This is a genomic window from Gilliamella sp. B3892, assembly GCF_026536305.1.
GTDB lineage: Bacteria > Pseudomonadota > Gammaproteobacteria > Enterobacterales > Orbaceae > Gilliamella.
Map to the genome: position 1 here is coordinate 541281 of NZ_JAFNOK010000001.1, position 13575 is coordinate 554855.

General features: G+C 37.0%; 8 protein-coding genes. 5 read left to right on the forward strand and 3 right to left on the reverse strand.

Annotated elements, in window-relative coordinates:
• Window positions 1–372 precede the first annotated feature (372 nt).
• The 3 genes from proP to dld all read left to right on the forward strand — a co-directional run bounded on the left by proP (window position 373) and on the right by dld (window position 5971).
• The gene (proP, locus tag J3U74_RS02380) at window positions 373–1878 is read left to right on the forward strand and encodes a glycine betaine/L-proline transporter ProP (protein WP_220217721.1); all 1506 of its coding nucleotides are present in this window, start codon (window positions 373–375) and stop codon (window positions 1876–1878) included.
• A gap of 242 nt (window positions 1879–2120) precedes the next feature.
• Window positions 2121–3086, forward strand: a complete 966-nt coding sequence (rlmF, locus tag J3U74_RS02385; protein ID WP_267329846.1) for a 23S rRNA (adenine(1618)-N(6))-methyltransferase RlmF — start codon at window positions 2121–2123, stop codon at window positions 3084–3086.
• Between the two features lie 1190 nt (window positions 3087–4276).
• On the forward strand, window positions 4277–5971 hold the full coding sequence (gene dld / locus J3U74_RS02390) for a D-lactate dehydrogenase (RefSeq protein ID WP_267328995.1): 1695 nt from the start codon (window positions 4277–4279) through the stop codon (window positions 5969–5971).
• 98 nt (window positions 5972–6069) lie between these two features.
• On the opposite strand, the gene mutS is transcribed toward dld, so the two are convergent.
• Window positions 6070–8628 carry a DNA mismatch repair protein MutS gene (gene mutS / locus J3U74_RS02395; RefSeq protein ID WP_267328994.1) on the reverse strand — a complete coding sequence of 853 codons (2559 nt, stop codon included), beginning with the start codon at window positions 8626–8628 and terminating at the stop codon, window positions 6070–6072.
• Between the two features lie 637 nt (window positions 8629–9265).
• Between mutS and J3U74_RS02400 the strand changes: the two genes are divergently transcribed.
• Complete coding sequence (locus J3U74_RS02400; RefSeq protein ID WP_267328993.1) at window positions 9266–10651, forward strand: hypothetical protein; 1386 nt, start codon at window positions 9266–9268, stop codon at window positions 10649–10651.
• Between the two features lie 620 nt (window positions 10652–11271).
• Entirely contained in the window at window positions 11272–12267 is a 996-nt protein-coding gene (gene gapA / locus J3U74_RS02405; RefSeq protein ID WP_220217714.1) for a glyceraldehyde-3-phosphate dehydrogenase, read from the forward strand.
• A 138-nt stretch (window positions 12268–12405) separates the two neighbouring features.
• Here the strand turns inward: gapA and J3U74_RS02410 are convergent, their stop codons facing one another.
• On the reverse strand, window positions 12406–12615 hold the full coding sequence (locus J3U74_RS02410) for a cold shock domain-containing protein (RefSeq protein WP_025315032.1): 210 nt from the start codon (window positions 12613–12615) through the stop codon (window positions 12406–12408).
• Between the two features lie 395 nt (window positions 12616–13010).
• A complete protein-coding gene (ppa, locus tag J3U74_RS02415) occupies window positions 13011–13541 on the reverse strand; it encodes an inorganic diphosphatase (RefSeq protein WP_220217713.1) in 531 nt (176 codons plus the stop codon).
• Window positions 13542–13575 lie beyond the last annotated feature (34 nt).

Consider the following 13575-nt stretch of genomic DNA (forward strand, 5'->3'; position numbering starts at 1 on the left):
TTGCACGATCATGACTGGCGAAATAGGGGAATAAGTGATATTTCACTTCTGTAAAAGCTTGCCGCCACAAAAACAAAATCGCCCACTTTTTTACTGTGCATGAATTTTACAAAATGGGATTAAGTCGCTATAATCAACGGCTAATTTCCCTTAAACGTCACGTTTTATCATTCGATAAATTATCGAATAGTGATGATAAAACCGTCGTTTTGCTAGTTATTTTCCTCTTTTTATTTTTGGGAATTTTCCCAATTTAATGTCAGAAAACACATGAACAATGTGAATTTATATTGTACTGGTTTGTATCATTAAGTAACCGATTCACCTTATTGCATAAATTTTCTTTTATTTGCATCAAAACAGGCGGTATTTATGAAAAGCATACGAAGTTCAAAAAATAAACCCTTAAATATTAACGATATTACCATTATTGACGACAGTAAATTAAAAAAAGCAATAACCGCTGCTGCGCTGGGTAATGCTATGGAGTGGTTTGATTTTGGTGTTTATGGCTTTTTGGCTTATGTTTTAGGTCAGGTGTTTTTTCCCGATGCTTCACCTAGCGTACAAGTTGTGGCTGCTTTAGCAACGTTTTCGGTACCGTTTTTAGTGCGCCCATTAGGCGGATTAGTCTTTGGTATTCTTGGTGATAAATTTGGTCGGCAAAAAGTTTTATCGGTCACAATCATCATTATGTCATTAAGTACTTTTTGTATTGGACTGATTCCTTCTTATGCTTCGATCGGTATTTTTGCGCCACTGTTACTACTCTTGGCGAAATTAGCGCAAGGATTTTCGATTGGCGGTGAATATTCGGGGGCAGCTATCTTTGTTGCGGAATACTCGCCGGATCGCAAACGGGGTTTTATGGGGAGCTGGCTTGATTTTGGATCGATTGCCGGTTTCTTAGTTGGTGCAGGTTTAGTTGTACTGCTCTCCTCAATTATGGGTGATGCTAAATTTCAAGCGTGGGGCTGGCGCATTCCATTTTTATTTGCGCTGCCGCTTGGCTTAATTGGTCTCTATCTGCGCCACGCCCTCGAAGAAACACCGGCGTTTCAACAGCATACCGATAAAATGGATAACAACGATCAAAATCACATTGCCAATCCTCCAAAAATGACATTAAAAACAATCATTAAACAGTACTGGAAGAGTCTTTTAGTCTGTGTAGGATTAGTCATGGTGACAAATGTGACTTATTATATGCTTTTAACCTATATGCCGAGTTATTTATCGCACAATTTAAATTATCACACCGATCATGGGGTATTGATTATTATTGCTATCATGATAGGCATGCTATTTGTCCAACCGATGATTGGTTTAATCAGCGATAAAATTGGACGTAAACCTTTTATTGTCGGTGGAAGTGTAGGCTTACTTATATTGGCCTATCCGGCTTTTGCCATGATAAACAGTGATATCATCGGTCTTATCTTTTTGGGATTATTGATTTTAGCTGTGCTATTAAACTGTTTTACCGGGGTAATGGCTTCAATTTTGCCGGCCATTTTCCCTACCAGTATTCGTTACAGTGCACTGGCAATCGCATTTAATATTTCCGTACTTATCGCCGGGGCGACGCCAACTGTTGCCGCTTGGTTGGTTGAAGAAAGTGGCAACTTATATATGCCTGCTTACTATTTAATGGTGGTGGCTATTATTGGATTGATAACCGGATTAAAAATGAATGAAACGGCCAATCAACCCCTACGAGGCGCCACACCGGCGGCATCAGATCGCAGTGAGGCAAAAGCGATCTTATCTGACCACTTTGATTCCATTGAACAAAAAGTTGAAGATATTGATGAACAGATTGAAAACCTACAAGAGCAACGTCAGGATCTAGTTGATCAGCATCCTAAATTAGATTAGGGCGCATTAACCTTTTCCGTTAATAGTGAGTTATCTTAGCGGAAAAGTGACCTTTATTGGCTGCTGACAGGCTAAGCCCATTTTCCGGCTTTTGCTCTGAGCAGCCAATCTCGCCGACAAATAGAGATTGATTTGCTGGGCGTTATGCTTTTTTGTTACCGGCAAATAATTATTGCATTACTTTTTTTACTTATTCGGTTGAAAGCCGATATAATAGCGTGTTTTTTATCATTGGATTTGACATGCAAAAATCATCTACATCACCTAAATCATCACCTTTACATCATCGAAATAAGCATAATCATGGTTATGATTTTAAAACGCTGATCCAAAAATTGCCGGAATTTGCCCCTTTTGTAAAAGTTAATCAATATGGCAATTTATCGATTGATTTTGCCGATCCGATAGCCGTTAAAATGCTAAATAAAGCGTTATTAATGCAATATTATCATTTAAGTTATTGGGATATTCCGGATCAATTCCTTTGCCCGCCGATCCCCGGTCGAGCCGATTATATTCACTATTTGGCGGATCTATTAGCTAGCGATAATGCTAACCATATTCCAACTGGTCATCAGGTGCATGTGCTCGATATTGGTACGGGTGCTAATGTCATTTATCCTATTATTGGCTGTGCGGAGTATGGTTGGTCATTTGTGGCAAGTGATATTAATCCTACTGCGATTAAAGTGGCATCACTTATTGTCAAAGCTAATCCTATTCTTAATGGTTCAGTAGCGTGCCGATTGCAAAAAGACCGATCGGCGATGTTTAAGCAAATCATTAAACCGAACGAATTTTATCTATTAACGCTCTGTAACCCGCCATTCCATGCCTCGGCACAAGCAGCATTAGCTGCAACGCAACGCAAGCTTAAAAATTTATGTAAACTTACCGATCCGAAGCAAAAAACGATACTTAATTTTGGTGGTCAACATGCTGAACTTTACTGCCAAGGTGGCGAAGCGGCTTTTATCACTAAAATGATTCAAGAAAGTGTGCACTATAAAAAACAGTGTTTATGGTTTACTTCTTTGGTATCCAAAAAAGAGTCATTGCCGATAATCAAAAAACATTTAAAGCAAGTCGGCGCAATTGATAGCAAAATTGTCCCTATGGCACAAGGACAAAAAGTGAGTCGCTTTGTCGCATGGACTTTTTACACCCCAACAGAACGACAACAGCTTGTTAAGAAGTTTCAGAAATAACCTATGTTTTAGTATAAAAGTAACTGACTAGTGTATTAAGCGAAAAACACCGATTCTGTTATTTTCAAGATGAAATAAGGATACTTCACTTCAATTTTTAGCGTTTAATCTGTTGCCCATTTCTGTCAAGAAGTTTCAGAAAATATATATGTTTTAGTATAAAAATAGCTGACTAATGTATTAAACGAGAACGCAGATTCTGCTATTTTTAAGATAAAATAAGGATCCTTCATTCAATTTTTAGCGTTTAACCAGTTGCCTATTTCTGTCAAGAAGTTTCAGAAAATATATACGTTTTAGTATAAAAATAACTGACAAGTATATTAAGCGAGAAACGCCGATTCTGTTATTTTTAAGATGAAATAAGGATACTTCACTTCAATTTTTAGCGTTTAATCTGTTGCCCATTTCTGTCAAGAAGTTTCAGAAAATATATACGTTTTAGTATAAAAAACTGACTAGTGTATTAAGCGAGAAACGCAGATTCTGTTATTTTAAAGATGAAATAAGGATACTTCACTTCAATTTTTAGCGTTTAATCTGTTGCCCATTTCTGTCAAGAAGTTTCAGAAAGTATATATGTTTTAGTATAAAAATAGCTGACTAATGTATTAAACGAGAACGCAGATTCTGTTATTTTTAAGATGAAATAAGGATACTTCACTTCAATTTTTAGCGTTTAGTCTGTAGCTTATTTCTGTCAAGAAGTTTCAGAAAATATATATGTTTAAGTATAAAAATAACTGATTAGTGTATTAAGCGAGAAACGCAGAATCAGTTATTTTAAGATGAAATAAGGATACTTCATTCCAATTTTTAGCGTTTAACCAGTTGCCCATTTCTGTCAAGAAGTTTCAGAAAATATATACGTTTAAGTATAAAATAACTGACAAGTGTACTTAGCGTAAAACGCTGATTATGTCATCTTTTAAAATTAACTAGGGATATTTGCTCACCCATTTTTTGTGCTTTGTTACACCTTGATTTAAGCAAACAAAAGCTTATTGTTCTTTGAATTTTGACAGATAATCCCACACTAATTTTAAGGATTAACTATATGATTAATTTTAAAATTTGATGAAGTGTAAATTATGCTTGTTAACGCACAAAATAGCTTTGCTTTCATTATTAATGGTTATAATATAGACAACTATATTTGATGTGATATTGCAACTTAAAAGGATAAAAAAATGAGTCAAAATACATCAGCCCTTATCGATCAGTTAAAACGTATTGTTGGTGAAAAACATACCTTAACCGAACCCGCTCGCACCTTACCCTATCGCAAAGGTATTCGTTTTGGTGAAGGCGATGCCATTGCCGTGGTGTTGCCCGGAACGCTAGTTGAACAATGGCAAGTTTTAAAAGCTTGTGTTCAAGCCGATGTCATTGTTATCACTCAATCAGCTAATACCGGTTTAACCGGTGGATCAACCCCGGATGGAAACGATTATGATAGACCGATAGTGATTGTCAGTACACGTCGTTTGGACGGTATTCAAGTAATTGAAAACGGTGAACAAGTGGTGTGCTTGCCTGGTAGTACTTTGTTCCGGTTAGAAAAAGAGTTAAAAAAATATCATCGGGGCCCGCATTCTGTTATTGGCTCATCTTGTATTGGTGCTTCGGTAATGGGCGGCGTGTGTAATAACTCCGGTGGCGCTTTAATTCAGCACGGTCCGGCCTATACGCAAATGGCTGTCTTTGCTCAATTGGATGAAAATGGCCAATTGCATTTGGTCAACCATTTAGGTATTAAATTGGGCGATGATCCGGAAACGATTTTACAAAATCTGCAAAATCATAACTACAGCGCTGATGATATTGAACATAATGCCGGCGCAGGGCATGATCACGATTATCGAGAACATGTGCGCCAAATTGATGCCGATACTCCAGCTCGTTTTAATGCTGATCCGGCTCGTCATTACGAAGCCTCTGGTAGCGCAGGCCGATTAATGGTTTTCGCTGTGCGATTAGATACCTTCCCACTAGAAGATGATACCGCCGTCTTTTATATTGGTACCAACGATACCAATGAGCTTGATGATATTCGACGCCATATCTTAGGCAATTTTGAAAATTTACCGGTTTCAGGCGAGTATATTCATCGTGATGCCTTTGATATTGCTGCTGTCTACGGTAAACATATTTTTCTGGCGATACAAAAATTAGGTACCGATACTATTCCTCGCTTATACGCTTTTAAAAATTGGGTGGATCGTATCACCAGTAAAATTCCTTTCTTCCCGAATAATTTTACCGATCGCTTTGCTGTGACGGTTTGTAAAATTCTGCCTAATCATTTACCGAAATCGATTCGTGCTTATCGTGATAAATATGAACATCATTTGATATTAAAAATGTCAGATAACGGCATTGCTGAAGCCGCCGCTTTTTTACAACAATATTTCCAAAACAGAAATGGTAGTTATTTTACCTGTAATAAAAAAGAGGCCGAAGCTGCCATGCTTCACCGTTTTGCCACAGCCGGTGCAGCAACCATTTATCGAAATGTGCATACTAAAACGGTCGAAGATTTAGTTGCCTTAGATATCGCTTTGCGCCGTAATGATAAACAGTGGTTCGAAACCCTGCCGGAGAGTATCAGCCAACACTTTATCCATAAATTGTATTATGGTCATTTCTTCTGTTCGGTATTTCATCAAGACTATCTAGCGAAAAAAGGCACAGATTGCAATCAGGTTGAACAAGAGATGTTAGCCATACTCGATCAGCGAGGGGCGCAGTATCCGGCTGAACATAACGTTGGTCATCTTTACCATGCAAATGATGATCTGAAAAAATTCTATCATCAGCTCGATCCTACCAATAGCTTTAATCCGGGTATAGGTAAAACCTCTAAAAAGAAAAACTGGCAATAAAATTAACCGCCTAATTAAACTTAATTAGGCGGTAATTATTTGCTATCTGCTAATTTTAATCATTCTACCTTGATAAAGGTTTAATCAAGGTAAAGTGTTTAAAGTAACTTTTTAAGTTGATATAAAATCTCTAAGGCTTGTTTAGGGGACAACGCATCCGGATCGATTTTTGCCAGCGCTAGTTCAACTTCTGACGATTCCGGTTCGGTGACAAAAGAGAGTTGAGATTGATCAACATGACTATGCGCCGTTTGTTTGGAAATCATTTCTAACTCTTTCAACTTCTGCTTCGCTCGTTTTAATATCACTTTAGGCACGCCGGCTAATCCGGCAACCGCAAGACCAAAACTTTTACTGGCAGCGCCTTCGGACACTTCGTGAATAAAAGCGACGGTATTGTCATGTTCAATGGCATCAAAATGGATATTGTATACGCCTTGCATATGTTCCGGCAGTTGGGTTAACTCAAAGTAGTGGGTGGCAAATAGTGTCATGGCTTTGATTTCGTTAGCCAGATTTTCAGCACATGCCCAAGCTAATGACAGACCGTCATAGGTCGATGTGCCTCGTCCAATCTCATCCATTAACACTAAACTCTGCTTAGTTGCGTTGTGCATAATATTGGCGGTTTCGGTCATTTCAACCATAAACGTTGAACGTCCGGAGGCTAAATCATCTGACGCTCCAATACGGGTAAAAATTCGATCCACTGGCCCGATTACTGCTTTTGATGCTGGCACAAAACTACCAATATAAGTGAGCAGAACAATTAATGCTGCTTGTCGCATATAGGTACTTTTACCGCCCATATTCGGACCGGTAATAATTAACAGTCTTCTATCGGGTGACAGCGTTAGTGAGTTAGCTATAAAAGGATTTTGTATCACCTGCTCAATAACCACATGGCGACCCTGATTGATCTCAATTCCGGTTTTATCCGAAATCGTTGGACGATGATAATTGAGTGTTAACGCTCTTTCGGCTAAATTGGTTAGCACATCGAGTTCGGCCAACGCATCGGCGCTCATTTGCATCTTGGCAAGATCGGGCATTAACTGATCAAAAAGCTGTTCATAAAGCTGTTTTTCCAGCGCTAGGGCACGCCCTTTTGAGGTTAATACTTTATCTTCATACTCTTTGAGTTCGGGAATAATATAACGCTCAACATTTTTCAGTGTTTGCCGGCGAGTATAATGGATCGGCGCTAAGTGGCTTTGTCCTCGACTAATTTGGATATAGTAACCATGCACCGCATTAAATCCTACTTTTAGGGTATCAATGCCTAGCGTTTCACGTTCTCGAATCTCTAATTGTTCAAGATAGTTAGTTGCCCCGTCAGCAAGCGCTCGTAACTCGTCGAGCTCTGCACTGTAACCACTGGCAATCACACCACCGTCCCGAATAATAACCGGCGGCGCATCGACAACTGCTCGATTTAATAAATCGGCAATTTGATCAAACTGATTAATTTTGGCGCGCAAAGCAACAACATAAGGTGAGCTATGATGAGACAGCAATGCTTGTAATTCTGGCAAAAGATTGTAAGCATCTCGCAAGCGGGCAAAGTCACGAGGGCGAGCAGTGCGCAAAGCCAGTCTAGCTAAAATACGTTCAAGATCGCCAATTTGCTTCAATACCGGTTGAATCTGATCAAAATCATCTTGCAATTGACTAATTGCAGTTTGGCGATTTTCTAAAATCGTGACATTACGAATAGGCGAATGAAGCCAACGCTTAAGCATCCGGCTACCCATTGGCGTTTGGGTTTTATCCAGAATGTCGGCAACAGTATGTTGGGTACCACCGGAAAGATTTTCGGTGATTTCAAGATTACGACGCGTTGCAGCATCAAGCACCACAAAATCAAGGGCAGACTCTTTAATAATAGAACGAATATGCGGCAGGGCAGTGCGTTGGGTATCTTTAACATATTGAAGTAAACAACCCGCCGCACAAAGGGCATAACAGCAATCATTAACGCCAAAACCGATCAAATCATTTGTACCAAACTGCAAATTGAGTTGCTGTTTAGCGGTCTCAAGATCAAAGTCCCAAATCGGACGACGCCTTAACCCCGTTCGATTTTCGATTAAAGACATGGTGGCGAAATCTTCTGGATAAAGTAACTCAACCGGACTTGTGCGCTGTAACTCCGCTTGCATCGCTTCAAGATTATCACATTCAAAAATAAAAAATCGCCCCGAACTAATATCCAGCGTGGCATAGCCGTAATGCGCTTGTTTTTGCCAAATGGCAGCCAGCAGATTATCTTTACGATCTTCAAGAAGCAATTCATCACTTACGGTGCCTGGCGTAACAATACGCACAATTTTGCGTTCAACCGGACCTTTCGACGTCGCCGGATCACCAATTTGCTCACAAATGGCAACCGACTCGCCGAGTGAAATAAGTTTAGCAAGATAACTTTCAACCGCATGATAAGGAACACCCGCCATAGGAATAGGCTGACCATTGGACGAACCACGTTTAGTCAACGAGATATCTAACAACTGCGAAGCACGCTTAGCATCATCATAAAACATCTCATAAAAATCACCCATTCGATAAAACAGCAAAATATCAGGATTTTCCGCTTTGAGTCTAAGGTATTGCCGCATCATTGGCGTGTGGTCGGTTAAATTTTCTTGATCGATCATGGTGATATTTCAACTTTTATTTTCAATGAATTAAATAAAGATAATTATCTGATTAACAATAGTGTAATTACGCTTACTTCTAGTAATAACAATAACCAAAAGCCACTAAGCGCTATCATTCAATAAATTATATAGTAATCAGATTATTATAACAGATTATTGTTATTCAATAGAGGCTAATTTGTGGTAGATGGCATTTACAGGATTTTGGAGTAGCGAGTTATAGTGGAAATTAAATGTGGAGAGAATGGTAAAATTTTATTCCTATTTGGCATTAACTATCTTGCATTGCGCTGTTCATACAATTGATTAAGCATAACTAAATAAATAGAAATTTTTTAATGTCAAAAATATCTGGTTAAAATTATTAAGATATTTCTTTTTACATCAAATGATGTATAGTTAATATAACTTATGCCAATATCGCAAAACATCATGTTATTGCGCAGAAAATCCTTTATTTATTCTTAATTCATTTATATACGAAACCACATATCCCCCTAATCCATAATTCCACTTTAAAAATTTAGCATTAAATGAAAAAAACAACGGGGTGTGATTTCATACAATCGCTCAATCAAACGATTTCTAGTCTAAATGTTTGATTGATAATTAATTAAATTTGAAAGGAATTAATATGCGGATAGTTTTAGCGATTTTGTTAGTATTTTGTTTAAACGCTTGTCATGTTCGTACGGCTGATAAAGCTTACCAACAAGGGCAATATGTAGAAAGTATTAGTTTATTAACATCGAACATTAATGAAAAAGGTGAAGCAAAATTTAATGATGAAAGTGCCGAAAAGTTACGCGTTTTGGTTAGTAATGTAATGGCACATTACGAAACAATCATTAATAGTAGTGTGAGTACCGATTATCAAGCACGTATTGATAGTTATGAATCTTTAAGAAAAATTAATTTATTGTTAGTTAATCGATTTTATAGTCAAACCGTCGCTTTCTTTAACGATAAATATGCAGCGAGTAAATTAGATCAACTTATCGCTAAAGAGTATTACGATTATGGTAATTCGATAAAAGGTACCGATAGTGACAGTTACAAATTAAAAGCTAACCTATATTTAAAAGGGTCAGAACGGTATAAATACAAAGATATTTTTACTTTATATAAAAATGCTAAAAAGCAACAATTGGATATTGAAGCAAAACATCACTATGATTTAGGTAAAACGTTTTCGCAACAAGGAAATTATAATGAAGCATCCTTAGAATATCTTAAAGCTTGGGAGGTTTATAAGCCATTAGGCGAATATAAAGATAGTTATAAACTCTATGAGGATAATAAAAGAAAACATGTTACTGCGTTAGCAAAAGAGTACTATGAAAGAGCGTCGCTACTGGAAAAAACAGCCTATAAACGAGAGACTTATCGTGAAGCGGCTAAAAATTATGAGGCTGCCAATTTAGCGTATCAACATTTTGGCCAATATCGTGATGCCAGTGCTAGAGCGAGTCGTTGTAAATTACAGGGACGTGTTAATGTGTATGTTAAAGATTCCGACTATCTTTATTGGGTAAAACAAGTTTTTAAAGAGGATTATATATACTTTGTTGATCGTAGTTCTCAAGCTAATGTCATCATAGATATTAATGCCACATCTGACTATATTCATATGAAACCGTATGAAACCAATGAAGCTAAAACAGAAAGGTACGTAGAGCGAATGACCGAAAAAACCGATGATAAAGGTAATAAGGTTAAAGTGCCGGTTTATAAAGAGCAACATTTCAATTTAAAGACCATAACCTATGCTAAGAAATATTCTATAACCACTCGAGTTGATATAAGTGGTGATATTAATTATTCCAGTCGATTTAGTAGTGAGGCAATTTCTACAAAAACCGATTATATCTATTCGGGAAATGTGCCAAGCAAATATCGTAACTCCTCTGAGGGTGAATCGAAATCTAAATCAACATTAAAATACGAAGCAGAGAGTGAACAAGGTGCGGATGTTAGACAGTTTTTAAGTCGATTTGTTGACAGACTTTCTTCGATATAATCACTTCACAACAATTATTTTAAATACAATCCCATAAATTGAAGCTTGTGGGATTGTTGATTGTAATCGCCTAAGGGTAAGCAAAAGATCATTAAAGGCTCTTTCAAACGCTCTTAACTTATCAAATCTAATGGTGTTATGGTGATAATAACTGCCATTATCTTAACTTTCGCTTTTATCTGGTTGATTATGCGTGGCGAATATATCTTATATATAGCTTAAAGCATGACGGTTTAATCTTTTTATATCGTTGAATTGAGTGTCAGCGATTAATAACAATTTGAATTGGCAAAATTTATTTAAACCTAAAAAGGCAAGTTTATGTAGATGAATATTACAAATTAGCCTGACTATCTCATAGTCGGGTAGGGGATGTTAAGTTGTCTGATTATGATGAATTAAAATCGCGCAATTTCGTTAAGAATTATCATAGTTATTGTCCAATCCAATCGCAATCTTATCTAAAATATCAGTAACCTATATCGTATGATTATTAAGATAATTTTCTGTTTAATTTATTCTTACCAATTATTCTGAATCAGCTTGAATAAACCTTAAAAATTTGGTAGTTTAACTGCTAATTATTTTATCATTTAACACAAATAAAGAAGGTAATTGTTATGACAATCAAAGTAGGTATTAATGGTTTTGGCCGTATTGGTCGTATTGTATTCCGTGCTGCACAACAACGTTCTGACATCGAAATCGTTGCTATCAATGATTTATTAGACGTTGAGTACATGGCTTATATGCTTAAATATGATTCAACTCACGGTCGTTTTGACGGTACAGTTGAAGTTAAAGATGGCAAATTAGTCGTTAACGGTAAAACAATCCGTGTTACTGCTGAAAGAGATCCTGCAAATTTAAAATGGAACGAAGTTGGTGTTGATGTTGTTGCTGAAGCTACAGGTTTATTCCTTGATGACGCAACTGCACGTAAACACATTCAAGCGGGTGCTAAAAAAGTTGTTTTAACTGGTCCTTCAAAAGATAGTACCCCAATGTTTGTAATGGGTGTTAATGATAAAGATTACGCTGGTCAAGATATCGTATCTAACGCTTCATGTACAACTAACTGTTTAGCGCCTTTAGCTAAAGTTATCAACGATAACTTCGGTATTGTTGAAGGTTTAATGACAACTGTTCACGCAACAACAGCTACTCAAAAAACTGTTGACGGTCCTTCTCACAAAGATTGGCGTGGTGGTCGTGGTGCTGCTCAAAACATCATCCCTTCATCAACTGGTGCGGCTAAAGCTGTAGGTAAAGTTATCCCTGAATTAAACGGTAAATTAACGGGTATGGCTTTCCGTGTACCAACTCCAGACGTTTCTGTTGTTGACTTAACAGCTCGTTTAGCAAAACCTGCTAAATACGAAGATATCTGTAAAGTGATTAAAGCCGCTTCTGAAGGCCCAATGAAAGGCGTTCTTGGTTACACTGAAGATGCCGTTGTATCAACTGACTTCTTAGGTGAAGTTTGTACTTCTGTATTTGATGCAACTGCTGGTATCCAAATCAGCGATACTTTCGTTAAACTTGTTGCATGGTATGACAACGAAGTTGGCTACTCAAACAAAGTATTAGATTTAATTGCTGTTGTTGCTAAATAATTAACAGTAATTTAGATTATTAAAAAAAGTGACCTTTATGGTCGCTTTTTTTATTTCTGATAAATAAGTAATTTATCGGCATAAAAAAACGTCCATTTGAGTAAAATGGACGTTTTTTGCTTAGTATATTAATACTAATTAGATAACAACAACTTCAGCCGCTGCTGGTCCTCGAGGGCTATCTTGGATCGCAAATTCGACTTGTTGTCCTTCGGCTAAGGTTTTAAATCCATCGCCAGAGATAGCTGAGAAGTGAACAAATACGTCTTTGCTACCATCGGCTGGGGTAATAAAACCGAAACCTTTACTTTCGTTAAACCATTTTACTTGGCCTGTTTTCTTATTCATTTACTAGACATCCTAACAATAATTAATAATTTGCCTTTTCGGCTCGTGTAGGCTGTAACACAAGATTAATAGTCAAATTCTTACCTAAAATAATGTACAAAATGTAAATTACAGTAGTTAATCGTTTTCATAATAATGCTTTGTGTTGTTCGCCCATTACTATTACCGCATAATTTATAATCGAAAGCAAGAAATTAATGACAAATTTTTCATGTTAGGGTGAAGTTTTTTATAAAATTTTTGTATAAACCATGGTATTTTGATTTAAGGCAAATTGTTGTATCGTTGAGATTTTTAAGTTATTTCGAAAGTCAAAATAAGTTCAAAAATAAAAAAGCCATAAAAAATTTTTTATGGCTTTATCAAAACGTTTACTTTTTTGTCAAAAATAAGGGTTATTTATTTTTGGCTCTTTCGTAAGACTCAATAATCTCTTTACGAGCTGCATCGGCATTATCCCAACCGTCGACTTTAACCCATTTACCTTTTTCAAGCGCTTTGTATTGCTCAAAGAAGTGTTTGATTTGCGATTTTAATAATTCCGGTAAATCATCAACATCTTTGATGTGATCATATTCTTTTGAAAGTTTGGTGTGTGGAACAGCAACTAATTTAGCGTCACTACCTGCTTCGTCAGTCATTTTTAATACGCCTACAGGTCGACAACGAATCACTGAACCTGGTTGTAATGGGTAAGGAGTCGGAACTAATACGTCAACAGGATCGCCGTCTAGTGATAATGTGTGATTGATATAACCGTAGTTACATGGGTAAAACATAGCTGTTGCCATAAAACGGTCAACAAAAACAGCACCGGTGTCTTTATCAACTTCGTATTTGATCGGGTCAGCGTTGGCCGGAATTTCGATCACAACATAAATATCATCTGGTAATTCTTTACCTGCTGGTACATTTAAAAGTCCCATTATTGTATCCTCTATCTTTGATTTGTTAATAAAT

What these genes read in the sequence shown, in the direction of transcription:
- proP (WP_220217721.1), top strand. Translation starts at nt 373, where the DNA reads ATGAAAAGCATACGAAGTTCAAAAAATAAACCCTTAAATATTAACGAT.
- rlmF (WP_267329846.1), top strand. Translation starts at nt 2,121, where the DNA reads ATGCAAAAATCATCTACATCACCTAAATCATCACCTTTACATCATCGA.
- dld (WP_267328995.1), top strand. Translation starts at nt 4,277, where the DNA reads ATGAGTCAAAATACATCAGCCCTTATCGATCAGTTAAAACGTATTGTT.
- mutS (WP_267328994.1), bottom strand. Translation starts at nt 8,628, where the DNA reads ATGATCGATCAAGAAAATTTAACCGACCACACGCCAATGATGCGGCAA.
- J3U74_RS02400 (WP_267328993.1), top strand. Translation starts at nt 9,266, where the DNA reads ATGCGGATAGTTTTAGCGATTTTGTTAGTATTTTGTTTAAACGCTTGT.
- gapA (WP_220217714.1), top strand. Translation starts at nt 11,272, where the DNA reads ATGACAATCAAAGTAGGTATTAATGGTTTTGGCCGTATTGGTCGTATT.
- J3U74_RS02410 (WP_025315032.1), bottom strand. Translation starts at nt 12,615, where the DNA reads ATGAATAAGAAAACAGGCCAAGTAAAATGGTTTAACGAAAGTAAAGGT.
- ppa (WP_220217713.1), bottom strand. Translation starts at nt 13,541, where the DNA reads ATGGGACTTTTAAATGTACCAGCAGGTAAAGAATTACCAGATGATATT.